The sequence below is a fragment of the Mycobacterium sp. SMC-16 genome (assembly GCF_046250085.1).
GTDB classification, from domain to species: domain Bacteria; phylum Actinomycetota; class Actinomycetes; order Mycobacteriales; family Mycobacteriaceae; genus Mycobacterium; species Mycobacterium phocaicum.
In genome coordinates, this window is sequence record NZ_CP176427.1 from 3364768 (window position 1) to 3389596 (window position 24829).

Annotated in this window: 29 protein-coding genes and 2 pseudogenes; 17 read left to right on the forward strand and 14 right to left on the reverse strand. The window is 66.5% G+C overall.

What is annotated here, in order from left to right; genetic code table 11:
* Positions 1-7 precede the first annotated feature (7 nt).
* Complete coding sequence (locus ACJEIK_RS16155; protein WP_409429981.1) at positions 8-898, forward strand: neutral zinc metallopeptidase; 891 nt, start codon at positions 8-10, stop codon at positions 896-898.
* On the opposite strand, the gene ACJEIK_RS16160 is transcribed toward ACJEIK_RS16155, so the two are convergent.
* Positions 895-2166: an HNH endonuclease gene (locus tag ACJEIK_RS16160; protein ID WP_267325474.1), complete on the reverse strand. Its 1272-nt coding sequence runs from the start codon at positions 2164-2166 to the stop codon at positions 895-897. The two genes, ACJEIK_RS16155 and ACJEIK_RS16160, sit on opposite strands and share 4 nt — an antisense overlap.
* Before the next feature lie 96 nt (positions 2167-2262).
* On the opposite strand from ACJEIK_RS16160, the gene ACJEIK_RS16165 reads away from it, so the two are divergent.
* Genes ACJEIK_RS16165 through ACJEIK_RS16190 form a run of 6 tightly spaced genes read left to right on the forward strand, consistent with a single transcriptional unit; the run spans position 2263 to position 7930 of the window.
* The gene (locus tag ACJEIK_RS16165) at positions 2263-2862 is read left to right on the forward strand and encodes a TetR/AcrR family transcriptional regulator (RefSeq protein ID WP_064859017.1); all 600 of its coding nucleotides are present in this window, start codon (positions 2263-2265) and stop codon (positions 2860-2862) included.
* Complete coding sequence (locus tag ACJEIK_RS16170; protein ID WP_267325475.1) at positions 2859-4421, forward strand: NAD(P)/FAD-dependent oxidoreductase; 1563 nt, start codon at positions 2859-2861, stop codon at positions 4419-4421. Before ACJEIK_RS16165 ends, ACJEIK_RS16170 begins: the two co-directional genes overlap by 4 nt.
* On the forward strand, positions 4418-5239 hold the full coding sequence (locus ACJEIK_RS16175) for a mycofactocin-coupled SDR family oxidoreductase (RefSeq protein WP_267325476.1): 822 nt from the start codon (positions 4418-4420) through the stop codon (positions 5237-5239). Before ACJEIK_RS16170 ends, ACJEIK_RS16175 begins: the two co-directional genes overlap by 4 nt.
* 19 nt (positions 5240-5258) lie before the next feature.
* The gene (locus ACJEIK_RS16180; RefSeq protein ID WP_061000431.1) at positions 5259-5876 is read left to right on the forward strand and encodes a TetR/AcrR family transcriptional regulator; all 618 of its coding nucleotides are present in this window, start codon (positions 5259-5261) and stop codon (positions 5874-5876) included.
* 48 nt (positions 5877-5924) lie between these two features.
* Positions 5925-6905 carry an Acg family FMN-binding oxidoreductase gene (locus ACJEIK_RS16185; protein WP_267325477.1) on the forward strand — a complete coding sequence of 327 codons (981 nt, stop codon included), beginning with the start codon at positions 5925-5927 and terminating at the stop codon, positions 6903-6905.
* A 20-nt stretch (positions 6906-6925) separates the two neighbouring features.
* The gene (locus tag ACJEIK_RS16190) at positions 6926-7930 is read left to right on the forward strand and encodes a zinc-binding alcohol dehydrogenase family protein (RefSeq protein ID WP_267325478.1); all 1005 of its coding nucleotides are present in this window, start codon (positions 6926-6928) and stop codon (positions 7928-7930) included.
* A gap of 1 nt (position 7931) precedes the next feature.
* Here the strand turns inward: ACJEIK_RS16190 and ACJEIK_RS16195 are convergent, their stop codons facing one another.
* Together ACJEIK_RS16195 and ACJEIK_RS16200 are read right to left on the reverse strand one after the other, a co-directional pair.
* Complete coding sequence (locus tag ACJEIK_RS16195) at positions 7932-8957, reverse strand: Rv2578c family radical SAM protein (RefSeq protein WP_409429982.1); 1026 nt, start codon at positions 8955-8957, stop codon at positions 7932-7934.
* A gap of 30 nt (positions 8958-8987) precedes the next feature.
* Positions 8988-9650: a PAS and ANTAR domain-containing protein gene (locus ACJEIK_RS16200; protein ID WP_409429983.1), complete on the reverse strand. Its 663-nt coding sequence runs from the start codon at positions 9648-9650 to the stop codon at positions 8988-8990.
* A gap of 82 nt (positions 9651-9732) precedes the next feature.
* Between ACJEIK_RS16200 and ACJEIK_RS16205 the strand changes: the two genes are divergently transcribed.
* A complete protein-coding gene (locus ACJEIK_RS16205) occupies positions 9733-10701 on the forward strand; it encodes a TIGR03557 family F420-dependent LLM class oxidoreductase (protein ID WP_064859027.1) in 969 nt (322 codons plus the stop codon).
* Here the strand turns inward: ACJEIK_RS16205 and ACJEIK_RS16210 are convergent.
* Positions 10692-11228: a Dps family protein gene (locus ACJEIK_RS16210; RefSeq protein ID WP_061000711.1), complete on the reverse strand. Its 537-nt coding sequence runs from the start codon at positions 11226-11228 to the stop codon at positions 10692-10694. The genes ACJEIK_RS16205 and ACJEIK_RS16210 overlap by 10 nt on opposite strands.
* A 73-nt stretch (positions 11229-11301) precedes the next feature.
* Between ACJEIK_RS16210 and ctaD the strand changes: the two genes are divergently transcribed.
* Complete coding sequence (gene ctaD / locus ACJEIK_RS16215) at positions 11302-12981, forward strand: cytochrome c oxidase subunit I (RefSeq protein WP_209841096.1); 1680 nt, start codon at positions 11302-11304, stop codon at positions 12979-12981.
* 65 nt (positions 12982-13046) lie between these two features.
* Here the strand turns inward: ctaD and ACJEIK_RS16220 are convergent, their stop codons facing one another.
* Positions 13047-13463, reverse strand: coding sequence for a low affinity iron permease family protein (locus tag ACJEIK_RS16220; protein WP_409429984.1), 417 nt, complete (start codon positions 13461-13463; stop codon positions 13047-13049).
* A gap of 15 nt (positions 13464-13478) precedes the next feature.
* On the opposite strand from ACJEIK_RS16220, the gene ACJEIK_RS16225 reads away from it, so the two are divergent.
* Complete coding sequence (locus ACJEIK_RS16225) at positions 13479-14801, forward strand: ISL3 family transposase (RefSeq protein WP_052545499.1); 1323 nt, start codon at positions 13479-13481, stop codon at positions 14799-14801.
* 7 nt (positions 14802-14808) lie between these two features.
* On the opposite strand, the gene ACJEIK_RS16230 is transcribed toward ACJEIK_RS16225, so the two are convergent.
* The 5 genes from ACJEIK_RS16230 to ACJEIK_RS16250 all read right to left on the reverse strand — a co-directional run bounded on the left by ACJEIK_RS16230 (position 14809) and on the right by ACJEIK_RS16250 (position 18494).
* Entirely contained in the window at positions 14809-15510 is a 702-nt protein-coding gene (locus tag ACJEIK_RS16230; protein ID WP_052583420.1) for a plasmid pRiA4b ORF-3 family protein, read from the reverse strand.
* A gap of 64 nt (positions 15511-15574) precedes the next feature.
* Positions 15575-15724, reverse strand: a complete 150-nt coding sequence (locus tag ACJEIK_RS16235; RefSeq protein WP_409429985.1) for a hypothetical protein — start codon at positions 15722-15724, stop codon at positions 15575-15577.
* Positions 15721-16833 (reverse strand): M42 family metallopeptidase, encoded by a 1113-nt coding sequence (locus ACJEIK_RS16240; RefSeq protein WP_409429986.1) that lies wholly within the window; start codon positions 16831-16833, stop codon positions 15721-15723. Before ACJEIK_RS16240 ends, ACJEIK_RS16235 begins: the two co-directional genes overlap by 4 nt.
* 5 nt (positions 16834-16838) lie before the next feature.
* Complete coding sequence (locus ACJEIK_RS16245) at positions 16839-17399, reverse strand: hemerythrin domain-containing protein (RefSeq protein ID WP_409429987.1); 561 nt, start codon at positions 17397-17399, stop codon at positions 16839-16841.
* A gap of 75 nt (positions 17400-17474) precedes the next feature.
* Positions 17475-18494 (reverse strand): iron-containing redox enzyme family protein, encoded by a 1020-nt coding sequence (locus tag ACJEIK_RS16250; RefSeq protein ID WP_409429988.1) that lies wholly within the window; start codon positions 18492-18494, stop codon positions 17475-17477.
* A 254-nt stretch (positions 18495-18748) separates the two neighbouring features.
* On the opposite strand from ACJEIK_RS16250, the gene ACJEIK_RS16255 reads away from it, so the two are divergent.
* From ACJEIK_RS16255 to ACJEIK_RS16270, 4 genes and pseudogenes are all read left to right on the forward strand, one after another.
* Positions 18749-19048 carry a hypothetical protein gene (locus tag ACJEIK_RS16255; RefSeq protein ID WP_064859012.1) on the forward strand — a complete coding sequence of 100 codons (300 nt, stop codon included), beginning with the start codon at positions 18749-18751 and terminating at the stop codon, positions 19046-19048.
* Between the two features lie 53 nt (positions 19049-19101).
* Positions 19102-19308: a hypothetical protein gene (locus tag ACJEIK_RS16260; protein ID WP_409429989.1), complete on the forward strand. Its 207-nt coding sequence runs from the start codon at positions 19102-19104 to the stop codon at positions 19306-19308.
* Position 19309: 1 nt separating this feature from the next.
* Positions 19310-20147: pseudogene (locus ACJEIK_RS16265) on the forward strand (SDR family oxidoreductase).
* 36 nt (positions 20148-20183) lie between these two features.
* Entirely contained in the window at positions 20184-20987 is an 804-nt protein-coding gene (locus ACJEIK_RS16270) for a DoxX family protein (protein WP_409429990.1), read from the forward strand.
* A 28-nt stretch (positions 20988-21015) separates the two neighbouring features.
* Here ACJEIK_RS16270 and ACJEIK_RS16275 read toward each other — a convergent pair whose 3' ends face one another.
* The 3 genes and pseudogenes from ACJEIK_RS16275 to ACJEIK_RS16285 form a co-directional block, all read right to left on the reverse strand.
* Entirely contained in the window at positions 21016-21171 is a 156-nt protein-coding gene (locus ACJEIK_RS16275; RefSeq protein ID WP_167837977.1) for a DUF6131 family protein, read from the reverse strand.
* A gap of 29 nt (positions 21172-21200) precedes the next feature.
* A complete protein-coding gene (locus ACJEIK_RS16280) occupies positions 21201-21413 on the reverse strand; it encodes a hypothetical protein (protein ID WP_110783715.1) in 213 nt (70 codons plus the stop codon).
* 89 nt (positions 21414-21502) lie between these two features.
* Positions 21503-22050: pseudogene (locus tag ACJEIK_RS16285) on the reverse strand (hypothetical protein).
* A gap of 55 nt (positions 22051-22105) precedes the next feature.
* Here ACJEIK_RS16285 and ACJEIK_RS16290 point away from each other — a divergent pair.
* The 3 genes from ACJEIK_RS16290 (at position 22106) to ACJEIK_RS16300 (ending at position 23904) form a co-directional block, all read left to right on the forward strand.
* Entirely contained in the window at positions 22106-22870 is a 765-nt protein-coding gene (locus ACJEIK_RS16290) for an endonuclease/exonuclease/phosphatase family protein (RefSeq protein ID WP_409431713.1), read from the forward strand.
* A gap of 123 nt (positions 22871-22993) precedes the next feature.
* On the forward strand, positions 22994-23671 hold the full coding sequence (locus ACJEIK_RS16295) for a methyltransferase (protein WP_409429991.1): 678 nt from the start codon (positions 22994-22996) through the stop codon (positions 23669-23671).
* Positions 23668-23904, forward strand: a complete 237-nt coding sequence (locus ACJEIK_RS16300) for a CDGSH iron-sulfur domain-containing protein (protein WP_409429992.1) — start codon at positions 23668-23670, stop codon at positions 23902-23904. The genes ACJEIK_RS16295 and ACJEIK_RS16300 overlap by 4 nt, the downstream gene beginning before the upstream one ends.
* Here the strand turns inward: ACJEIK_RS16300 and ACJEIK_RS16305 are convergent.
* Positions 23886-24617, reverse strand: coding sequence for a SigB/SigF/SigG family RNA polymerase sigma factor (locus ACJEIK_RS16305; protein ID WP_234785531.1), 732 nt, complete (start codon positions 24615-24617; stop codon positions 23886-23888). The genes ACJEIK_RS16300 and ACJEIK_RS16305 overlap by 19 nt on opposite strands.
* Positions 24618-24829: the final 212 nt, after the last annotated feature.

Here is a 24829-nt window from a genome sequence, read left to right on the forward strand (position 1 = left end):
AGCGGTGATGTCCTTCAACGAAGGTATGCAGATCGACACGAGCAACACGTCGACCAGCGGGGGCGGTGGTTTCGGCGGTCGCGGGATGGCGATCGGCGGCGGCATGGGTGGCTTGGTGATCGTGGTGGTCGCCATGTTCCTCGGTGTGGATCCCAGTTCGATTCTCGGCAACCAGAACCAGGCACCCCAATCCAGCGAGGGGTCCAGCGCCTACGACCTGAGCAAGTGCAAGACCGGCGCGGATGCCAACAAATACCTCGAGTGCCGCATCGTGGCCACTGGCAACTCGGTGGACGGCGTGTGGTCACAGCTGTTGAAGGGCTACACGCCGCCGAAGATTCGGCTGTTCCGCGGGCAGGTCAACACCGCATGCGGCCCGGCCGACACCTCGGTGGGCCCGTTCTACTGCCCCGGCGACAAGGTCGCCTACTTCGACACCAGCTTCTTCCAGACCCTGGTCGACGAATTCGGTTCCAGCGGTGGGCCTTTGGCCCAGGAGTACGTGGTGGCCCACGAGTTCGGTCACCACGTGCAGAACCTGCTCGGCGACATCGGCAAGGCGCAGCGCGGGCCGAAGGGCGCCGAGGGCAACAGCGTGCGCACCGAGCTGCAGGCCGACTGCTACGCCGGCGTGTGGGCGCACTACGCGTCGACGGTGAAGCAGAAGAGCACCGGCGTGCCGTTCCTGCAGCCGTTGAGCGACAAGGACATTGCCGATGCGCTGTCGGCGGCGTCGTCGGTCGGTGACGACCACATCCAGAAGCAGGCCACCGGACGCGTCAACCCGGAGTCGTGGACGCACGGATCGTCGGCCGAGCGGCAGAAGTGGTTCACCACCGGCTATCAGACCGGTGACCCCAAGCAGTGCGACACGTACAACGCACAGGACCTCGGCTAGGCCGCAGGGTGTATCCGCGCGATGTGGACATCGCGGGTGAAGATGCGCAACCCGTCCGGTGTCGGCGGCGCCGTTGAGGTGTACACCGCGCCCGATGGCGTGGTCAGCGCGATGGTGTGCCGGCCGTACCGGTCATAACTCGCCGCCGCCTGCCAACCCGGTTCTTCCTTGACGTAATTGCAGTGCTCGCACAAGCCATCGCCGTTGTGCGCGCTCGTCGGCCCCCGCTTGGCATGGGGCGTGACGTGGTCGGTGTGCCGAATCCGCGCATTGCAGTACGGGGTCCGGCAGATCTGGTCCCGCAACCCGATGAACGTCGCGAGCGCTTTCGGAAACGCCCGCGCCTTCGACTCCATCGCGACGAGCTTGTTGGTACCCGGCTGGGCGTACAGGCGCCGCAACGCCGCCCCCACCGTCGCATCGGCCGCCGCGGCCAGCACCAGGTCGCGAGCCAGCGCCGCCGGAATCGGCCCATAGCCGTCCAACTGCGCGGGCTGCTCACCCCCGGTCAGCAGCGTCTCATCCGACATCACCAGGTTCAGTGTCACCGGCACCGGTGTCGCGACCGGATCACGACCCGTGACCCGCCCCACCACCACATCGGCCATCACCTGTGCACGGCTGCGCTCTGAGCCCGCCGCCACCTCCGACGCCGCCTCACGAGCCAGCGCCTGGCGCACCAACTGACCTTGGGCCGCCGGCATCAGGACCGTCATCGACATCATGCCGTCAGCGGCCACCCGGAACCGCACATGCCGCGCGGACCGCGCCCGCCTCATCTTCTCCACCACGGTCTGCTGATCCAGCTCATAGGCGATCCGCGCGGCCTCCGCCGACACCTCGGCGTTCCCCAACCCCGCCAGCGGGCCCGGATCCCCACACAACTCGGCATCCAGCAGCCGGCGATCCAACACCGACAGGCACGCCGCCTCTCTGGTGATCAGCTCGGCCCGGTGCTCGGAGAGCACACCCGACTCCAACGCGGCCAGCGTGCACGGCATGTCCGCGACCAGGATGCGGGCCATCGCCATCAACCGCTCACCCCGATGCGGAGACTCACGCCGCGCCAAACCGATCTCCGAACCCAGCGCGGCCCGCGACACCCGCGGCCCACCCGCTCGCGCAGCCGCCACCCGCCGGGCCTCCAACGCCACCGCAATCCGCGCCTGCTCGGCCGCCGCACGCGCCTTCACCCGCTCGAGCTCCGCCATGCGACCCGACAACGCCGCCTCGTCGGCGTCCGGGTTCAGCACCGGCTCTTCGCTCATACGTTCGAATGTACACCTTGCCCCCGACAAGTGCCATCACGAAATCGATTTCCCGAATCGCTGACCACATTGAACAAATTTCGTTAATGTGTGCAAATGCCCGCCAAGCCGCCGACGCCGCGCACCATCTCGCCGGCCCTACTCGAAGCCACCGCGGAGACGCTCCATCGTTTGGGCCCAAGGCAATTCAGCCTCACCGCGGTGGCCGAAGCCGCCGGCGTCTCGCGTGGCACCGTCTACAACGCGCTGGGCGGTCGTGACCACGCCATCAGCGTCGCGCTGGACCATCTGGCCTCGAGGTTCGTCGACGGCATGGCCGCCGAGATCGACAAGCAGTCCACGCTGGCCGACCAGGTGGCCGCTGCCGCCGTCCTGATCTGCACGCACCGGCAGAGTTCACCCTCGGCGCCGCAGAAGGGCATCAACGAGGGCATCGTCGTCCTGCTGTTGCGCAACATCGGCGAAGACCTCATGAAGCGCGCCGTCGAACTCTGGAAGCCGCGCGTCAAGGCCGCGCAGCGCGACGGTGAGATCGGCGCCGGCGTCGACCCGGCGCGCGCCGGCGAATGGATCGTCCGCGTGCTGCTGAGCTTCGAACTGCTCCCGCCCATCGGCGTCAACCTCGACAATCCCCGCGCCATCCGGCGCTTCGTCACCGACCACATCATCAATGGACTCAATGGAGAGGCACCATGACCACACCCGACCACGAAGTGGTCATCATCGGCGCCGGACCGGGCGGCATCGCCTCGGCCCACCTGTTGCAGCAGAAAGGGATTCACGACTTCGTCATCGTCGACCGGGGCGACGACTTCGGTGGCACCTGGCGTGACAACCACTACCCCGGGCTCGCCGTCGACATCCCGTCGCTGTGGTACCAGCTGTCGTTCGCACCCAACCCCGACTGGTCCCGGTTCTTCGCGCCGGGGCCCGAGATCTACGCCTACCTGCGCGACACCGCCGACAAGCTGGGCCTGCGACCGCACCTGCGTGCGGGTGCCGAGGTGCTGCGCCAGCAGTGGGACGACGACGCCGGTCTGTGGCGGCTGTCGATTCGCAACCAGCCCGACGTGACGGCCCGGTTCCTGATCAGCTCGGTCGGCGGATACGTCAACGCCAAGAACGTCATCGACATCGACGGCATCGAGGATTTCGAGGGCACCATCCTGCGCCCCAACGACTGGGACGACGACTACGACGTGCGCGGCAAGCGCGTCGCGGTGATCGGCACCGGCTCCAGCGGAGTGCAGATCACCGGGGCATTGTCCGGGGTCGCCGCCAATCTCGATGTGTACCAACGCACTCCGGCCTGGGTACTGCCCAAGGTCGACTTCGACATCCCGCCGTGGCTGCGGCGGGTGCTCAGAGTGCCCGGTGTCGTCAGCGCGGCCAACGTCTTCGGACGGCTGCTGATGGACGTCGCCATGGTCGTGCCGATCGTCCACGTCTTCTCCCGGCTGCCCCGCTCAGTGCTGACCAGGCTCATGCCGCTGTACGACGGCAACAGCCGCAACCTCTACCGGTTGCTGCTGCGGTCGACAGTGCAGGACCCGGCGACCCGCAAGGCGCTGTTGCCCCGCTACGGCATCATGGCCAAACGGCCGGTGATCTCCAGCGATTTCCTGCCGGCCCTGAACCACCCCGACACACACCTCATCACCACACCCATCGAACGCATCACCCGCGACGGGATCCGCACGGCCGACGGCGTGGACCACCCGGCCGACCTGCTGGTCGCCGCCACGGGCTACGAGCTGTGGACCGACCCGGAAACCTACCGGCCCGGAACCATCACGGGCGCAGGCGGGTTCGACCTCGCCGAGTACTACCGCGCCCACGGCCTGCACGCCTACGCCGGCACGGCCCACCCCCGGTTGCCGAACCGCTGGGAGATCGTCGGCCCGCTCGGGTTCGTCGGGTTCGCCTGGATGGACTACGTGGAAACCGTTGCCGCCCATGCGGTTCGGATCATTGCAGAAGCCCGGGACCGCGCCCACGCCCCGGTCGTCGCGGTGACGGGCGACGCGTTCCACAAGTGGAACGCCCTGATGGACCGCCGCGGCCGGACCGCGCACACCTACTACACCCGCAAATCGGCGCTGCGCACCTATTTCGTCAACTCCCAGCACGAAACGCCGTACTACCGGCCGCAGACCATCACCGGGGCAAGGATTTTCGCGCGGCGATCGCCGCTCACCGACTACGAGTTCAGCGCCGTCCAGGCGGCCACGATGAGCGAGGAGCTCAGCGCATGACCGATCAACCGCTGGCCGGCAAGGTCGCGTTCGTCACCGGAGCCGCGCGCGGACAGGGCCGTTCGCACTGTGCCCGGCTGGCACGAGCCGGTGCCGACATCGTCGCCATCGACGCCTGCGCGCCCGTGGCGGAGGCCAACGGGTACGCGCCGGCGACTCCCGCGGATCTGGCCGAGACGGTGAACCTCGTCGAAGGCGAGGGCCGCAAGATCTACGCGAAGCAGGTCGACGTCCGGGACGCCGAAGGCCAGCAGCGCGTGGTCGCCGAGACCATCGAACAGTTCGGCCGGCTGGACATCGTGGTGGCCAACGCGGGCGTGCTGAACTGGGGGCGACTCTGGGAGATTTCTCCGCAGCAGTGGCAGGACACCCTGGACATCAACCTGACCGGCATGTGGAACACCATCCGTGCCGTGGTGCCGGCGATGATCGCGGCCGGCAACGGTGGGTCCATCATCGCCACGAGTTCGGCCGCCGGCATCAAGGCCGTGCCGGGTTGCGGGCACTACTGCGCCAGCAAGTTCGGCGCGGTGGGCATGATCAACGCGCTCGCCGTAGAACTGGGCGAGTTCGGCATCCGCGTGAATTCGGTACACCCGTACGGCACCGACACGCCCATGGGCAACGACGTGTCCATGTACCAGGTCCTACAGGATCATCCGCAGTACATCCACAGCTTCTCCCCCGGCGCGCTGCCGACGGATTCGCTGATCAAGCCGGATCAGATCTCCGACATCGTGGTGTGGTTGGCGAGCGACGCGTCGTCGTTGGTGACGGCCGCGCAAATCCCGGCAGACAAGGGTTATCTCAAGATCTGACCGGGTAACCTCAGTCGCCATGGCGAAGTCGAACGCCGGGGTGGCAAACAACAGTCTCGACGCGCAGGCGCGCGCCACACAGTTCATGCGCTCGGCCCTCGACATCCTCGGCGAGACCGGCCGCACAGAGTTCACGGTGCTCGAGGTCGTGGAGCGGTCGAAGACGTCGTTGCGGGCCTTCTATCAGCACTTCGCCACCAAGGATGAGCTGGTGCTGGCCTTGATCGACGCGATGCTGACCGAGTTCACCACCACGTGGCAGGCCGAGGCGGCCGGGCTGAGCCCCGCCGACGCGCTACGTGAGCTGGTCGACCGGATCTGCGTGCCGCCCGCCTCCAGCACGCAGGACAGCATCAATCGTGGGCTGACCTTCTACCACGATCGCCTGGCCGAGACGATGCCGGACGACTACGGCCGCGTGCTGACACCGTTGCACGCGCTCATCGTCGACATCGTCGAACGCGGAATGGCCGATGGCACCTTTGCGCCCGGCCTCGACGTCGAAGCCACCGCGGCGCTGGTCATGCAGACCATCTTCGGCGCTCTGCGACTGCGCGCACTCGGGCCGGGCCTCGAGCTCACCCCCATCGGCAGCGAGCGCATCTACGCGTTCTGCCTGCGCGCGCTGGAGAACTGATGACTTCCGGCCCTGTCTGAGCCGGTCCACGGCGGGCAGTGTGGACTCATGATGAAAACCGCCGTCGCACTTGGAGAAATCGAGGACGCAGTTCATTCGGCGTGTCGCGCACCGTCGTTCCACAACAGCCAGCCGTGGATCTGGGTGCTCGAATCGACCACGTTGCGGCTATTTCTCGATCCCGACCAACTGGTGGACACCGACAGCGCCGGCCGTCAGGCATTGCTGAGCTGCGGCGCGGCCCTCGACCATCTGCGCGTGGTCATGGCGGCGCGCGGCTGGGAGATCCTGGTCGACCGCTTTCCGAATCCGAACAACCGGCATCACCTGGCCGACATCGACTTCCGGCAATCGGCCGGCATCACCACCGCCCAGCACAGGGACGCCGACGCCGTCGCGCGCCGGCGCTCCGACCGGCTGCCCTACGGCCCTGTCGAGAACCCGGCGGCGTTCGAGACGCTGCTGCGGTTGGCAGTCGAGGACCGCCCGACGTATGTCGACGTGCTCGCGCCGCAACAGCAGGACAAAGTGGCCGAAGCCTCGCATCTCGCCGAGGCGCTCCGCATGTACGACACGGAATATCACACTGAACTGGCCTGGTGGACAGCTCCTTTCGGGGCCACCACCGGAATTCCGCACAGCGCACTGGTGTCGGCCGCCGAATCCGACCGAGTCGAGGTCGGGCGAACCTTTCCGGTGACGCATACCCGGGAACGGCGGCAGGATGTCGGCGACGATCAGGCCACCATCGTGGTGATATCGGCGTTCGACGACACCCCGCGCGGCATCCTGGCGTGTGGCGAGACGTTGTCGGCGGTGCTCATCGAAGCCACCGGCGCCGGGCTGGCAAGTTGCACCCTGACCCATGTGACCGAGCACCCCGCCACCCGCGCCATGATCAGTACGCTGACGGGCCGTCCGCTGCCGCAGGTTCTGGTCCGGATCGGCGTCGCACCCGAACTCGACGACGTGCCGCCGCCGACACCGCGCCGTCCGCTGTCGGACGTCTTCCACGTCCGGGCCGGATGACCTCGACGTAGGCTGAGCCCATGCGCGCATGGCGGGTGCGTGAGCCCGCGCCGATCGGGCGCGGCCCGCTCGAATTCGGCTCTGTCGAGGTCCCGGCGCCCGGTGCCGGTGAAGTGCTCATCGCCGTCCGGGCGTGCGGCGTGTGTCGCACGGACCTCCACATCGCCGAGGGCGACCTGCCGGTCCACCGACCGCTCGTCATCCCCGGCCATGAGGTCGTAGGCGAGGTGGTCGCGCTCGGCGAACACACCGATGCGCAGCTCGCCGTCGGTGATCGGGTCGGGGTGGCCTGGCTCCGGCACACCTGCGGCAGCTGCCGATTCTGCCTGCGGGGCGCGGAGAACCTCTGCCCGAATTCTCGCTACACCGGCTGGGACGCCGACGGCGGCTACGCCGAATTCGTCACGGCACCAGCCGATTATGTCCACAGGCTGCCCGCGGGATACACCGATGCCGAACTGGCGCCGCTGCTGTGCGCCGGCATCATCGGCTATCGGTCGTTGCTCCGGGCCGAGCTGCCGGCCGGTGGCCGGCTCGGGATCTACGGCTTCGGCGGCAGCGCACACATCACCGCACAGGTGGCGCTCGCACAGGGCGCCGAGGTGCACGTCATGACCCGCGGCGAGGCCGCCCAGCAACTCGCGCTCGATCTCGGTGCCGCCTCCGCCCAGGGCGCCACGGCCCGGCCGCCCGTCGCCCTGGACGCAGCGATCCTGTTCGCCCCGGTGGGTGATCTGGTGTTGCCGGCGCTCGAAGCCCTCGATCGCGGCGGCACACTGGCGATCGCCGGCATTCATCTCAGTGACATCCCCGCGCTGAACTACCAGCGGCACCTGTTCCAGGAACGCCAGGTGCGGTCGGTGGCGTCGAACACCCGCGTCGACGCCCGGGAATTTCTCGCCTTCGCCGGCACCCACCGCATCGACGTCACCGCCCCGATCTATCCCCTGGATCAGGCGGACCGCGCCCTGGGCGATCTGGCGGTCGGACGCATCTCTGGCGCCGCGGTCCTGCACGTCGGCTGACTCAGAACAACGCAGGCTGCACCGCCCCGGCGGGCACTGCCGCCGGGGCGGTACGCATGGTGTCAAGTCTGTTGGCCCGGCCGCCGAGTCCGTATCGCGCCACCAGCGGCGCGACCCGCTTGCGCAGCTGTTCGCGGTACTCCGGGCCGAGATACGCACCGCGCCCGTACAATTCGCGATATCGGGGCAGCAGCTCCGGATAGATCGAGCCCAGCCACGCCAGGAACCAGCCCCGGGTCGCGCCGCGCAGATGCAGCCCGAAGACCGTCACGCCCGTGGCACCGGCCGCCGCGATCCGCGCCAGCAGCGCCTCCAGGTGTGCTTCCGAATCGGTCAGGTACGGCAATACGGGCGCGACCATCACGTGGCAGTCGAGCCCGGCCTGCGTGATGGCCGAGATGAGCTCCAAACGCGCGGCGGGCGTCGGGGTCCCGGGTTCGACCGACCGATGCAGGTCCGGGTCCAGCATCGCCAGTGACACCGCGACACTGACCCCGACCCGGGCACCCGCGTCGACGATCAGCGGCAGGTCGCGGCGCAGCAACGTGCCCTTGGTCAGGATCGAGAACGGTGTCCCCGAATCCGTCAGTGCCGCGATGATTCCCGGCATCAGTGCGTACCGGCCCTCCGCCCGCTGGTAGGGATCGGTATTGGTGCCCAGTGCGACCGCGTCACGCGTCCACGAGCGCCGAAAGAGCTCCCGCCGCAACACTTCCGCGACGTTTGTCTTCACGACGAGCTCCCGGTCGAAATCATTTCCGGAGTCGAAATCCAGATACTCGTGCGTGGGCCGGGCAAAGCAGTACCGGCACGCGTGCGAACATCCGCGGTAGGCGTTGACGGTGAACCGGAACGGCAGATTCGACGCTTCGGGCACCTTGTTCAGCGCCGATTTGCAGAGCACCTCGTGGAACGTGATGCCGTCGAACTTGGGAACCCGGACACTGCGGACCAGCCCCAGCCGTTCAAGTCCCGGTAGGGCCCCGTCGGCCTCGGCCCGCGCCACCGCTTGTCCGTCCCACCGCACACTTAATTCGAACAATTGTTCGACGTGTTGTCAAGTCTCGCCGGGCCCGTCGATGAGCAACAGATGGTCGATCGAGGTGACGGTCTCGGGGGCCAGCCCCTCGCGGATCACGGCTTCCAACAAGCGGGCCGCGACGGTCCGCAGCTTCAACTGGGTGGCCTGCGAACGCCATTTCAGAATCTCGAAAGCGCGGTCTGCGTCGATACCGTAGGCGGCCATCAGAATGCCCTTGGCCTGGTCGATCACGGCGCGCGATTCCACGACCGAGGCCATGGCCAGGGTGAGATCGGACTGGATGCCGGCGGTGACGTCGATGTAGTAGCCGTGCGTCCCGGTGACCTCGCCGTCCTCGTCGGTCATCCGGTCACTGACCACGACGACCCAGTGGACCTTTCCACCGGAATCGACGATGCGGTGCCGACTGCTGAACAGACCACCGGTCTGCACCCGCCCGAGTATCTCGGCGACCTTGGCGCGGTCGTCTGGATGCTTGTGACTCAGCAGCAACTCGGTGGTGGGCTCGACTTCCCCCAGCGCATAGCCGTGCATGCGGGCCACCGCTTCGGACCACACCCAGCGCTGCTCGGCGACATGGAACTGAAAGCTACCGACATGTTGCGCAGCGCCGCCGCCGAACACGGCAGCGACGTCCCAGGATTCGGAATCGGCGATTTCGCCGTCGGTTTCACTCATGTCGTTGTGGGTGGCAGGTGGCCACAGCCATCGTAACGCGCTACCGGGATTCTCCGCCCGGCTTGCCGGGTACGAGGCCGACATGACGCATATCGGTTATTTCCTCTCCTGTGAACAGTTCGATCCCCATGACCTGATCGCTCAGGCCAGACGAGCCGAGGAAGCCGGTTTCCACGCGCTGTGGGTTTCTGATCACTTCCATCCGTGGAACGACGAACAAGGCCAGAGTCCGTTCGTCTGGGGCGTTCTCGGCGCGCTGTCCGAGGTGACGGCACTGCCGGTGACCACCGCGGTCACCTGCCCGACGTTCCGGATGCACCCCGCGATCATCGCGCAGGCCGCCGCCACGGCGGCCGTTCAGCTGCGCGGTGGTTTCCGGCTGGGTGTCGGCAGCGGAGAGGCGCTCAACGAGCACATCCTGGGCGGCCCCTGGCCGTCGGCCGGAGAACGGCTGGACCGGCTCGCGGAAGCGGTGTCGCTGATCCGGGCCCTGCACCGAGGGGAAGAACTGAACCACGACGGCCGCTACTACCGGGTCCAGGACGCCCGCATCTACACCCTGCCGGATCACCGCATACCCATCTACGTATCGGGGTTCGGCCCGCAGGCGACCCGACTGGCCGGGCGGATCGGCGACGGCTATTGCATCACCATGCCCGACGCCGACCGGGTCGCACTCTTCCGGGAGGCCGGCGGCGGCCGCAAGCCCGTGCAGGCCGGCATGAAGGTCTGTTGGGACCTGGACCCCGAATTCGCGGCGGACACGGCGCAGCGCTTGTGGGCCACCGAGCAACTACCCGGCCAGCTGAACCAGATACTGCCCCGGCCAACGGATTTCGCGTCCGCCGCGAGTCTGGTGACGCGCGAAGCGGTGACGGATGCCATCGTGTGCGGGCCCGACATCGACGCCCACGTCCAGCAGGTGCGCAAGTACGTGGATGCCGGCGTCGACGAGATCTATGTCCAGCAGATCGGCCCGGACATGGACGGCTTCTTCGACGCCTGGGAGCGCGACGTCCTCCCGGAGTTCCAGACCTCGGCCTACGCCTGAGCCGCCGCCTGGCGCTCGGTGTGCGCACCGCCGCTGGCGAGCTCGCCGCCGGCCGATTCCAGATGGGCACGGACGAACCACTGGAACTTCTCCAGTTCGGCGACCTGACCGATCAGCATGTCCTGGGTGACCAGATCGAGCTCGTCGAGTTCTTGGATGGCCTTGCGCGCGTCCCTGATGACGCCGTCGTAGACCAGATCCAGCGCGGCGAGGTGCGACTGCGCGGTATCGCGGCCGATCGAGTAGTCGTCCCACGTGCGGTATTTGAGAATCGCCCCCGGCGTACCGTCCGGCGATGCGCCCAGCGCCGCCAGCCGCTCTGCGGTCTGGTCCGCGTATCCACGCACCAGCTCGACCTGCGGATCGATCATCTCGTGCACGCCGATGAAATTGGGGCCCACGACATTCCAATGCACGTGCTTCAGGGTGAGGTGCAGGTCGTTGTACGTGCTCAGCTGAATCTGGAGCAGCACCCGGATCCGGCTGCTCTGCTCTTCGGAAAGGCCTGGAATGGTGAATTCGCTCATGGCCTGCCTCTACCCCTACGGCATCCGGGACAAACACCGTTTAGTACCGGCGACACCCGGGTACCGCCCCGGGGTGACCGCTGTCGAAGTGCCGTTGACGCCTGGGCGGCCGTTTCCGGCGCGCCGAAAGCGTTTGGGCGCCGTCCTGTACGGACTCGTCAGCACGACCGACCACAAGTTGATCGGCCAGATGTACCTGGCGGTGTCGTTCGCCTTCTTCTTCAGCGCCGGGATCATGGCGTTGCTGATGCGCACCGAGCTCGCCATGCCCGGCCTGCAGTTCCTGTCCAACGAGCAGTACAACCAGCTGTTCACCGTGCACGGCACCTTGATGTTGCTGTTGTACGCGACGCCCGTCGTGTTCGGTTTCGCGAATCTGGTGCTCCCCCTGCAGATCGGCGCACCCGACGTCGCCTTCCCGCGGCTCAACGCGCTGTCGTTCTGGCTGTTCCTGTTCGGCGGGCTGCTGGTGCTGGCCGGATTCGTCGTTCCCGGCGGCGCAGCGGACTTCGGGTGGACGGCCTATACCCCGCTGTCCGACGCGGTCCACTCGCCGGGCTCCGGCGGGGACCTGTGGGCGGTGGGCCTGATCGTGTCGGGCCTCGGCACCATCCTCGGTGCGGTCAACATGATCACGACCGTGGTCTGCATGCGCTGCCCCGGGATGACCATGTTCCGCATGCCCATCTTCACGTGGAACATCCTCGCCACCGGGGTGCTGATACTCCTGGCCTTCCCGATCCTGACCGCGGCCCTGTTCGGTCTGCTGGCGCAGCGTCGTCTGGGGGCACACGTCTACGACGCCGCCAACGGCGGCGCGATCCTGTGGCAACACCTGTTCTGGTTCTTCGGCCACCCCGAGGTGTACATCGTCGCGCTACCGTTCTTCGGCATCGTCACCGAGATCATCCCGGTGTTCTCCCGCAAGCCGATATTCGGTTACACCACACTGGTTTACGCGACGTGGGGCATCACGGTGCTGTCGGTCGCGGTGTGGGCGCACCACATGTTCGCCACCGGCGCCGTGCTGCTGCCGTTCTTCTCGTTCATGACGTTCCTGATCGCGGTTCCCACCGGCATCAAATTCTGGAATTGGATCGGCACCATGTGGAAGGGGCAGTTGACCTTCGAGACGCCCATGCTGTTCTCGGTCGGCTTCCTCGTCACCTTCCTGTTGGGCGGACTCTCGGGTGTACTGCTGGCCAGTCCGCCGCTGGACTTCCACGTCACCGATTCGTATTTCGTTGTGGCGCACTTCCATTACGTGCTCTTCGGCACCATCGTGTTCGCCACCTACGCCGGCATCTACTTCTGGTTCCCGAAGATGTGCGGACGGCTGCTCGACGAGCGCCTGGGCAAGCTGCACTTCTGGCTGACCTTCATCGGCTTCCACACCACGTTCCTGGTGCAGCACTGGCTGGGCGACCAGGGCATGCCGCGGCGCTACGCGGACTACCTGCCGGGCGACGGTTTCGACGCCCTCAATCTGGTCTCCACCATCGGGTCGTTCATCCTTGCGCTGTCCGTGCTCCCGTTCGTCTGGAACGTGTTCAAGAGCTGGCGCTACGGCGAGCCCGTCGTCGTCGACGACCCGTGGGGGCACGGCAACTCGCTGGAGTGGGCCACCACCTGTCCGCCACCCCGGCACAACTTCACCGAGCTGCCCCGAATCCGTTCGGAGCGCCCGGCTTTCGAGCTGCACTACCCCCACATGACCGAACGGATGCGCACCGAGTCGCATGTGGGCCGGTGACCATCAGTGGTACAGGCGGTCCATGGCGTCCATCGCCCGGACACCCGGTTTGACGGCGTTCATGGTCAGCCGGTGCTTTCCCGTTCTTCGAGTCCGACGGCCTCCCGCAGTTCTTTCTCATCGTCGCGGATGCCGTCGTTCTCGTCGCCCTGGTGGTGCATCAAATCTGCCAGTGCATCGGCGATGGCGTTGAGTTTGTGCTGAATCGCGTCATCGGAACGCCGCTGGGTGTTCTGCAGCAGAGCGACCAACAGGAACGTGATGATCGTCGTGATCGTGTTGATGACCAGCTGCCAGGTGTCGACGGTCATGAGGGCGAAAGTCGGCGCCCACACGATCACCAGCAGCACGCACGCCAGGAAGAACCAGGCGCGGGAAACGATTTCGGGCTCTTCACAGATGAGGGTGTAGAGGTGGTTGGCGCGTCGTTGCCGGGATAGAGGTCGAGGTCTCTCGAAAATGAGGGTTCCTACACTCCTCATCCGAAAGACCTCGACGTGCCTGACGCTACCGGTCGGGCGGGCTTCGCCTGCGCTGACCTGACGACTTTCTGCCGCCTCGACGAACTTGGGCTGCAGGTGACCGGACAACGCCTTGAGCCCGGCCGTGCTGTGCTGGCGTGCCGGGTGACCGACGAGGACCGGTGGTGTCGTCGCTGCGGCGAAGAAGGCATCCCACGCGACAGCCTCACCCGTACTCTGGCCCATGAGCCGTTCGGGTGGCGCCCCACCACACTGCTGGTGACCATCCGTCGCTACCGGTGCGCCGGCTGCGCCCACGTGTGGCGACAAGACACCACCAGGATGGCCGAACCACGTGCCAAGCTGTCGCGGCGTGCTCTGCGGTGGGCGCTGGAAGCCATTGTCTGCCAGCATCTATCCGTGGCTCGCATCGCCGAAGCGCTCGCGGTGTCGTGGAACACCGCCAACAACGCGGTGCTGGCAGAAGGCCGACGGGTGCTGATCGCCGATCCGGCCCGTTTCGACGGCGTGGCGGTGATCGGCGTCGATGAGCACGTCTGGCGGCACACCCGTCGCGGTGACAGGTACGTCACCGTCATCATCGATCTCACCCCTGTGCGTGACGGGACCGGTCCGGCTCGGCTGCTCGACATGGTCGAGGGTCGCTCAAAAAAGGCGTTTCAGGACTGGTTGGCCGAGCGGCCGCAGGACTGGCGTGACGGCGTGGACGTTGTTGCTATGGATGGCTTCTCCGGGTTCAAGACCGCTACCGCCGAGGAACTGCCCGAGGCGGCGACGGTGATGGACCCTTTCCACGTGGTGCGCCTGGCTGGCAACGCCCTCGATGAGTGCCGCCGCCGGGTGCAGCTGGCGACATGTGGGCACCGCGGCCGCAAGTCCGACCCGCTCTACACCTGCCGACGCACCCTGCACACCGGTGCCGATCTGCTCACCGACCGCCAGCGCACCCGGCTGGCCGCCTTGTTCGCCGCCGACGCCCACGCAGAAGTCGAGGCCACCTGGCAGATGTATCAGCGCACCGTGGCCGCGTATCGTGAACCCGACCGCACGAAAGGCCGCACGATGATGGCGGCGCTGATCACCACGCTGAGCACCGGCGTTCCCAAGCCGCTGACCGAACTGATCACCCTGGGACGGACCCTGAAGAAGCGTGCCGCCGACGTGCTGGCCTACTTCGACCGCCCCGGCACCTCCAACGGGCCCACCGAAGCGATCAACGGCCGCCTCGAACACCTGCGCGGATCCGCGCTGGGCTTCCGCAACCTCACCAACTACATCGCCCGGTCACTGCTCGAGACCGGAGGCTTCCGAACTCAGCTCCTTGCACCTCGGCAGTGAAGAGTCCTCAACGCATATTCGACGCGGCCAGAGCGTCATTGGTCTCGGTCACCGAGAAACGATCGGGGTGCCAGCCTCGGGGCAGCCAGTCGCGCATCTCCTGCGCACCCAGCCCCATCGGTGTTGCCCGCGGGTCGTACCCGCCACGAACCCACGCAGCCAATTCCTCATAGCCGCCCAAGCCACCACAATCCTCCGGCGGGCAGGCCATCTTGCCCGCCAGGCACACCGGAGCCGAAGGTGGATCATCGAGAACGTCTTCGACCACCAGCACGTGCTCCCATCCGTCGCCGAAGTCGTAGTCATAGAACAACCGGTCGCCCTTACCGGAGACCACCTGATCCAGGCGCACACCGTCCTCGACGAGACCGTCGTCGCCTTCGCTGAGATCAAATCTGGTGACGAAGTAGACACGGGTACGCCGGTCCGCCCCGACACCGAACTTATGCAGATGACCGTCCTGCCAGCCCATCGCAACCTGCAGCACGTCATGCAGCTCATCGAGCACGAGGTCACCCGGCAGGACCAGACGACGCCAGATCGGCGGCTTGGCGTACATCAGGTCGACCCGCACCCGGAAACCCCGCACACGCTCCGGCACAGCTCCCACCTCGGGTGTCGGTTCATCGAACACTCCCGCGAACAAATCCCGGCCAGCATCGGCCATCAGCTGTTGCAGCATCGACAGGTCCACACCACCCCCGGACACCGCGCTCTTCCTCTTACTCTTCCGCTTCTCCTCCGGCACACACCCAGCCAACCAGACACCCCAATCACAGGCCGACAGCAGCTGACCGTTCTACACCCTCAATCATGAAGAGCCCGATTTCGGCCGTGTTGGTGGCGAACCGGTCGAACATGGAGACCTTGCCGGAGACGCCGGATGGCATCACATCGGAGTCTGGATCATCGGAGGCGGTCATGGCGCGTCCTTTCCTGGTGCAGCCCTGTTTACCCGGGACGTGCCCTCGGCAAACGGCACCGGCTGCATCAGGAACTCCACCAACACGTCGGACATCGCACCGATGCCATCGCGCGGCACCACCTCATACCCGTGGGTGCTCAGCGTGGGCAGGCACAGCAACCCGGCCGCGGCCGTGTGCCCGTTCGACTTGGCATGCGACGCATCGGATTCGAACGCACCCAGGACCGCCGGCTGCGGATCGGTGCCCAACTCGGTCGCCACGTCCATCATCCGGTCCGCGACGCCCTTGTCGTAGACGCACTGCGCATCGCTGTAGCCGACGATGGGCCCGCCTGTGACAGTGGTGCCGTATTCGCCTTCGGTCGGGCCGACCTCCAGCGCCAGGGTCAATTCACCCGGCAGGGCCCGGCTGGCGTACGAGCCGCCGAGCCCGCCGACCTCCTCACTGACCGTGCACACGAAATACACGTCCTGCGGCGGTCGTTCCGGCCGCTGCCGCAACTCGCGAACCGCCGACAGCAGCACCACCAGCAGCGCTCTGTCATCCATGAAATAGGACCCGAGGAAATCGTCGATCTCGACTAGTTCCCGCTTGCTTCGGTGGACGCACACGCGCGTGCCGGGTCGGACGCCGGCCGCGGTCAACTGCTCCGGCGTGCGGCCCGTGAACACGTACACGTCCGACCAGTTCAGTGCCCGGTCACCACCGTCGGGTTTGGTCTGCCAGATCTGCGGACTCTCCTGAGCGGTGTGCTCGGATCCCACTGTGAGAACACCACATACGTGCTCACGGTCGCCCAGCATCATCACCGGCCCGAGGCCGAAGTTCGCCGGATACATCGTGCCCAGCGGCGTCAGCCGGACTCTGCCGTCCGGCTGAATCCGCTTCACCAGCATGGACAGTTCGTCCATGTGAGCCATCACGCGGATGGGCGAGTGCTCCTCGTCGCGCGCTGACGAGGACACCCGCCCCACCACGTTGCCCGCCTTGTCGACCCAGACACTGTCGACCACGGGCGCCAGCTCCCGTAGGCAAATCTCGCGGACGGCGTCCTCCTGGCCACAGGGTCCGTACGCCCACAACAGTTCCTGCAGCAGCTGGATCATCGGACTCAGCGGACGCTCGAGATCACGTCCCGAACGCGGTCCAGCATCGAGGCGAACGGTCCGACGATGAGGTTCGCCACCGGGGACTCCACACCGGGATGTGGCCGGGTCGGCGCGACAGCCTCCGCGAGTTTGGCGATCTCACCCATGCGCTCGAGTTCCTGCTGCGACAGCTCGGTTCCGAGCTTGGCGAACTCCTCCGACTCCTCGTGCTCGGCGTGCGCGATCACGGCATCGCGGAGTTTCGTCAGCTTGCCGGTGAACTCCTTGCTGTCGACGTCGAGCGACTCCAGTTCCGCGAGTAGCTTTTTCGCCTCGTGCTCCTCTTCGAGCCGGGCATCGACAACCTTCTCGCCACCGGGCAGCTTCTGCTTCGCCCGCGGATGCACGATCTCTTCCTCGGCGGTTTCGTGCACCGCGAGGAGCCGGCGCAGATCCCGGAACGACCTCGCTCTCTCGTCGCCTGTCAGCACCAGGGTCTCGGTGAACAGTGACTTGATCTGCTCGTGCTGATCAGTGAGGAGATCGATCACATCAGACGGGGATTTGAGGGCGTGTGAAGCCATATTTCCTCCTGTGAGAACGTCAGACGCGCTCGGGCTGTGAGCGCGTCCCTCACCGATTACCCGGTGCACCGGCGGTCAAACGGGCCAGTGCTGCAGCGACGGGCACCCCGCGGCCCAACTGGACAGCATGTGGTCGGCGAGCCGTCCCTCGATCGCGTCGAAGGCCCGAATACCGAAAACGATGTCCCGTTCCAGGCCGGGCTCGCGCGACACCAGGTCTGCCACGACGTCCTTGCGCACCACCTGTTCATGAACCGCGTCGGCCTCGACGTGTTCCCGATAGAAGTCGACGCAGGGTCGCGGAGCGCCAAGTCTCTTGAGGCCCTTGACTATTCGGTGCGATCCCGGCGAGGAGGTCAGTTCGGTTGCGGCGAAATGCCCGACGGCCGCACCACGCAAGTGGCGGTGCAGACCGAACATCGACATGAGATTCACCGCGGCCAGGGTGCTGCCCGTCGCATTGCCGAGGTAGTGCAAATAGTCGCTGCGCAGACCCGCGGCATCGAGCAGATCGGCGAACAGCCGCTGGTGCATGGACGCGTACCCGCCACGGCCGCCGTATTCGTCGTATTCCACCGCCACGAACGCGGCTTTCGCGCGACCGGTCAACCGCGGAATGACCCACGACTGCGGGTCGGCTTCCTTGAGGTGGTACAGCGAGCGATGCACGAAGTACTCCTGCATCTGCGGCCACGTCGCCTGATCTTGTAGGTAGACAGACAGACTCGAATCATCGACAGGGTCGGTGTCACAGCGAGCCAGCTCGGCGTGCGCCGTGCTGTCCGGACTGATGGGGCCGACGAGCTCTCTCACGGCGGCCAGGAACCGCTCCTCGATGCGATGACGGACATCGAGGAGGGCGGGGTTCCACTCCCACTTCTCGTCGGTGCCGGCGAAGCCGCGGTAGTGCAGTTCGTAGCAGACATACAGCGCCAACTGCAGGTCGAGGCCAAAGGGGTCGGCGTTCGCGAGCGGCAACTGTATCCGCGCCAGATACTGTGTGGGCAGGCGCTCGCCCAGCAGTCCGATGACGACACTGGACACGGGACCGCGGGGGTCCGGTAGCAAAGGCTGAACAAGTTCTTCTGTGCACATGAGACCTCCCCGATACCCGCAGGTGTGGCCCGCTAAACCCGGTTTGCGCCGCGGCTCACGTGTACCGATGCCCGCGTACTGGATGCTCTGGGCGCACAACAGTTTTGGGATGACGTGCTGGCCAGCGGCGGGCTTGTACCTGCCGGACCCCGCCCATCCCGAGCTCAAATCGGTGCGAGTCGCCGCACAGCGGGTGTAGAACCGCCCTGCACCGGGCATTAGAACGTCGAGGACTGATCCCCAGGAGGCATTCCATGAAAGACCCCGTCGACCATGCTCGCACCACCCGGCCGCATGCCGGCGAATCCTTGAAGGACGGCACGAACGCTCCGGGCCTGGTGGCTGTTGCGCTCGCGGTGGCCACCCTGGTCGTGAGCCTGTACTTCTTCGCCAGCGGTGACCCCGGAACCGGCGGCGTGATCCTGCTGCTCGCAGCTGTGCTGGCCGTGGTGGGTGGCGCGTGGCTCTTCGTCCGGCACCGCCGCATCCGCCAACGCGAACTCGAATTCCTCCAGGCTCACCCCGGTGAGCCGCGGACCCCACCGACGAGCTGACTGCGGACGCACCGCGGCGTTTTCCGGCGTGCGGGGCGGGTATCCGCTCTGACATGACACCAGAACAGTTCCCGGATGCGGTCCCCGACGCAGACGCCGTCGAGCAGTCGCGCGACGTCCAAGAACAGGCCCTCGACGACGAGGCGGCGGTCAGCGGCCGCGAGAATCCGCCGACGGAGGCCACCGCGCACGACTGGTTGGAGCAGAGCGCGGACGTCGAAATAGACGCCGACGAGGACGATTTCGGACGCGACGCCTGAGATGAACACACCGATTCCCTATCCCGGGCACACCGCGGACATGGCAGAACAGCCGCACGACGAGATGCGCGCGTACGTCGGCCGTGGCCTCCTGAAAGGCCGCCGGGCCCTCGTCACCGCGCGGCGACTCCGGCATCGGACGCGCGGTGGCGGTCGCGTTCGCCAAAGAAGGCGCCGATGTCTCCATCGCGTATCTCGAAGAGCACGACGACGCGACCCACACCGCGACCGTTGTCGGTGCCGCCGGCCGGACGTGTGCCCTGTTCCCCGGTGATCTCGGCGAGCCCGCCCATTGCCGCGAGGTGGTGGCGCGCACACTCGCCGAGCTGGGCGGCCTCGACATCGTCGTCAACAATGCCGCCTTTCAGGCGCCCACAGACGATCTCACCGACATCACCGACGAGCAATGGCGCCGGACGTTCGCCGTGAACATCGACAGCTACTTCCAGGTGACGAAGGCCGCGCTGGCGCATCTCCCGGACGGCGCCGCGATCATCAACACCGCGTCGGTGAACGGGCTACGCGGCAATGCGTCGCTGATCGACTATTCGGCCACCAACGGCGCCGTCATCGCGTTCACCTACGCGCTGGCCCAGTCCCTGGCGAAACGTCGCATCCGCGTGAACTGCGTTGCCCCCGGGCCGGTCTGGACGCCGCTCATCCCGGCCACCATGCCGCAGGAGAAGGTCGAGTCGTTCGGTGAGAACGCGCCTTTCGACCGGCCGGCCCAGCCGGACGAGATCGCACCGTCGTACGTCTTCTTCGCCGCCGACCAACTGTCGTCGTATTACAGCGGTGAGGTGCTGGCGCCCCTCGGCGGCGAGACCATGCCGGGCTGATGTTTGGGGCAGAGCTGCAGGGGAAATCCCTGGTTCATGATAATTCGTAGGATCGCCCGTCCACTTCTGGCCACCGCTTTCATCGGACAGGGCGTCGAAACCCTGTTGAACACCGACTCCGGCGCCGAGGCAGTACGCCCGGCGCTCGACGGACTGAAGGACATGCCGGATCCCGTGGCACGCAACGTGCCGTCCAACGCCGTTGCCGTGGCGCAGGCGACCGCGGCCGCCCAGGTCGCCGGTGGTCTGCTGCTGGCCACCGGACGTATTCCGCGCGTGGCGTCCGCGGTGCTCGCGGCAACGGTGATTCCCGCAAATCTCGGCCACCACATGTTCTGGGCCGAGGACGACCCGGAGGCCAAAGCCGCCAAACGGCGGGGCTTCCTGGCCGACCTCAGCCTGCTCGGCGGTCTGATCCTCGCCTCGGCGGACACCGCCGGAAAGCCGTCGCTGGGCTGGCGGGGACGGCGAGCGGCCCAGCGGGCAGCCGAGGCCCTCTCGTCGACGGTTCCGTCCAGGACCGAAATCGCGCTGGCCCGGATGCCGGAGTTGGGCGAGAAGGTCGGCCACGGAGTCCAGACCGGATTCGAGCACGGCCGCGAACTCGCCGGCGTCGCGCTCGAGAAACTGGAAGACGGCCTCGAGAAAGCCGCGCCGTATGCGGAATCCGCCTACCGGAAAGCCAGCGCACGTGCTTCTGACTTGGCCGATACCCTGGGCGACGGCCTGGAAAAGGCTGCCCCCTATGCGGAATCCGCGTACCGGAAGGCCAGCTCACGCGCGTCGGAGTTGGCCGACACCGCGGTCACTACCGCAAAGAAGGCAAAAGCCCGGGCCTGAGGCCCGGGCTTTTGCCCCTCGCGTCGCATCAATACCAAGTACGGCGTCCGCCGACGGCATGGCCGGCCGCCCCGAGGAGCCAGAAGATCGCGCCCACCACAACGAGCACGATGCCCAGGGTCCACAGCAGATACACGTTGAAGACGAAGCCCAGGATGAGCAGGACTACTCCCAAAGCAATCATGATGATCGTTTCCTTATCTCGGACGCGGTTCACCGCATCGCACTTGGTTGAGGCAGTCGGCAATCGACGACCTTCGGATTGACCCCGGCGTAGTTCAACGGCCCGGCTACCACGGTCAGCGCGATACGCCCGGCCGTGCCGCAGCTGGTGTCGCCGCCGCGGAAATAGTCGCGCTGCCAGGCCGCCAGTACGCCGACCAGCAGCCAGACCACCACGATGACGCCCACGCTTCCTCGCAACATGGCTCCTCCTACACAGACCCCTGTGGTCTCATGGGAAGAAGTACCCATGGGCACGTGACGGCAAACTAACGCGCGAGAAAAAGACCCCGTCACCGGTCCAAGCGAAGGCGCGCCGCCAGGTCGAGAAAGGCCATGGCGAAGTCGTTTTCGGCGGCCAGCTCTCGAATTCGCGGCCAGTCGAGCTGCTCGCGGACGGCCCGCACCGCCGGGAGCAGCGGAGCGAAGTCACAGTGATGCTCATTGAGCGTCAGCAGCTTCTGGGTGATCACCGCATCGGGGGTCAGGACCGGCATCGAAATGGCCACACCTCGCGCTCAACGGCCCCGGCGAGGAGAACGGAGTCCACAGGCACGCCGTTGAGCCGGTGCAGGATATCGACGAGGACGCCGTCGAAGTATGCCTTGAAAAGCCAGTCTTCGGGTGTCCGCTCGATGTCGAATCCGTTCTGCGCCAAGATTTTCACCGCCGCCTCGGTGTCCGGCTCGGGAACGACGAAATCGACGTCGTGATCAGGTTCCGGTGCGCCGTGGACCCACAGGGCGTAGCTGCCGGCGAGCGCGAAACTCTGCGCGTTCGCCTTGAAGGCACTCGCCGCGGCGCGTAGTGCATTTCGCAATGGGGTGCGCTCAGGACACATGACGGACCGAGCATTCAAATTCGGCGTTCGGGGGTATCGAGTCCTCATGACTTCGATGCGTCTCGCGACCTTCAACATCCTGCACGGCCGCACCGTCGGCGACGGCGTCCATCTCGACAGACTGCGCCGCAGTATCCGCATCCTCGACCCGGACATCCTGGCGCTGCAGGAAGTGGATTTCGATCAATCTCGTTCCGGCCGAGCCGATCTGACGGCCATCGCCGCTGAGGTGATGAACGCCGTCTCGCACCGTTTCGTCGCCGCCATCACCGGAACGCCCGGCGCCACCTGGATCGCGGCCACCGGCGAGGAACAGCCGGCGTCGGCGGCGTACGGCATCTCCCTGCTCTCGCGTTATCCGGCGAGCAGCTGGCAGGTGCTGCGGCTGCCCCGCATACCGACACGCTTTCCGATGTATCTGTCGGTACCCGGAAGAGTGATGATCGTGCACGAGGAGCCGCGCGCCGCCGTGCTGGCACGGCTCGATACGCCATTGGGCGCCATGACGATCGCCAGCACGCATTTGTCGTTCGTGCCCGGCTGGAATCGCCATCAACTGCGGCAGCTGGCCCGTACGGTCCGCGCCCTGCCGGGGCCGCACATCATCGCCGGCGACTTGAACATGGAACCGGGCCCCGCAGTGCGCTGGTCGGGTATGCGTTCGCTGGCGTGTGCCGCCACATTCCCGGCCGACGCACCGGCCCAGCAGCTCGACCACCCGCTGACCGACGACCGCCAGCTGACGGCGCTCCGACACACCACCCCGCAGGTGGAACTCTCGGATCACCGCCCGTTGGCTGTCACCGTGACCCGGCATTGAGGCTTGTTACCCGTTCCCGGCGGCGTCAAAACCGTCGACCTCGTGCACCGTTACCGATTCGATGCGTTTGCCGATGCCACTTCGCGGTTATATCGGAGAGGTTGGATCCAGAGAGGAAGCCCGATGCTGAGCTCCGAAATCTCGCCTGAGTGCGCAAACGTCTATCTGCCGCAACATGATTCGCGATTATTGATCGAGGTCATGCGCCGCTGCTGCCACCCGGCGGGCATGAGCGTCGCCGACCTGTGTACCGGCAGCGGGGTGGCGGCGATTGCTGCCGCCGATGCCGGGGCGGATACCGTGGTCGCCTTCGATATCTCGCAGGCCGCCGTCGCGGCGGCGCGCGCCAATGCGCGACTCGTCGGAGTTCCGATCGATGCGCGACTCGGCTCCTGGTCTGCGGCAATGGCACTCGCGCCGTTCGATCTCGTGCTGTGCAACCCGCCTTACGTGCCGGAGCCCGCGAACCGCGAACCGGTGATCGTCGGCGCCGGCGGTCCGCCCGCATCCTTCAACGCGGGCCCCGACGGCCGGCTCGTCCTCGATCCGCTCTGCGCCGCGGCGCCCGCGCTGCTCAGGCGTGGCGGCACCGCACTGATCGTCCAGTCCGAGTTCGCCGATGTCGCGAGCAGCGTCACCGCCTTGCGGGACGGCGGGCTTCAGGCCGATGTGGTGGCGCGCCGGACCATCGCATTCGGGCCCGTGATGACCGCGCGGGCCCGCTGGTTGGAGGACACCGGTCGCTTGGACCCCGGACAGCGCACCGAAGAACTGGCCGTCATCAGGGCGGTGAAGCCATGAGTCCCACCCGCAGAACCGTGCGAATCGTGCCGCGTGGCCCGATGCTGATCCAGGGACCGGTCGAAATCGAACTCGACGACGGCACCCGGGTCTGTTCGGACAGATTCATGGTCGCCATCTGCTGCTGCCAGCGCAGCAAGACCTATCCGTGGTGCGACACCAGTCATCGGCGGCAGAACAGGTCTGCCGCCGATGGCCGAAAGGGCGCCGCCGATCAGGCGCAACCCACTTGAGTTCGCAGGTCACGCAAGGTCCGGTCCAGAATCCGTGACACGTGCATCTGAGAAACGCCGATCGAGTCCGCGATCTGCCGCTGCGTCATGGCACCGAAGTACCGGAGGTAGAGCACCTTCTGCTCGCGTCGCGGCAGCGCCGCCAGCAGGGATCGTACGGACTCACGATCCGTCACCCGGTCGAAGCCGGCATCCATCTCACCGAGCGAGTCACCGAGCGCCTGCGTTCGCGCATCGTCGTCGCCGACGTTGACGTCCAGTGACTGGGGCTGATACGCCTTGGCCGCCACGATGCTCTCGACAACCTGCTCGCGGTCGATCTCCAGTTCCTCGGCGAGCTCCTCGATACTCGGCGCCCTCCGCAGGTCGCTCGTCAAATATGCGGTGGCACAAGCAATGTCGTGCTGACGATCGCGAATTCGCCTGGGTACGTGGACCTTCCAGCCATAGTCACGGAAGTATCGGCGCAACTCCCCCATCATCGTGGGCAGGGCGAATGCCACGAACCGCGACCCCCGCGCAGGATCGAACCGGTTGACTGCCTGCAGCAGCCCCACCCGCGCGACCTGGATCAAATCTTCGAGATTCTCGCCGCGACGGTCGAAGTGGCGTGCCACCCGGTCCGCCAGCGGGCAACACCGCAGCACGATGCGTTCGAGTTGACGGGCATAGGCGTCGGAGTCCGGCGGTAATTGACGGAGCACCGCGACCATCGTGACCACATCCGCGTATTCGTCAGGACTTTGATCCACCACGGAGTCGGCCTCTACCGGCTCACTCACTTCACGAGAATCGTTTTCCAACAGAGAAACTGACATGCAGCACCCCTTCCAGGGTGTTACAGCACGCACGACACCACCGATTGACGACATTGACAATTACGAGAATGCGGTGGATCAGCGACATGCTGTTTTCCGCCTTGCAG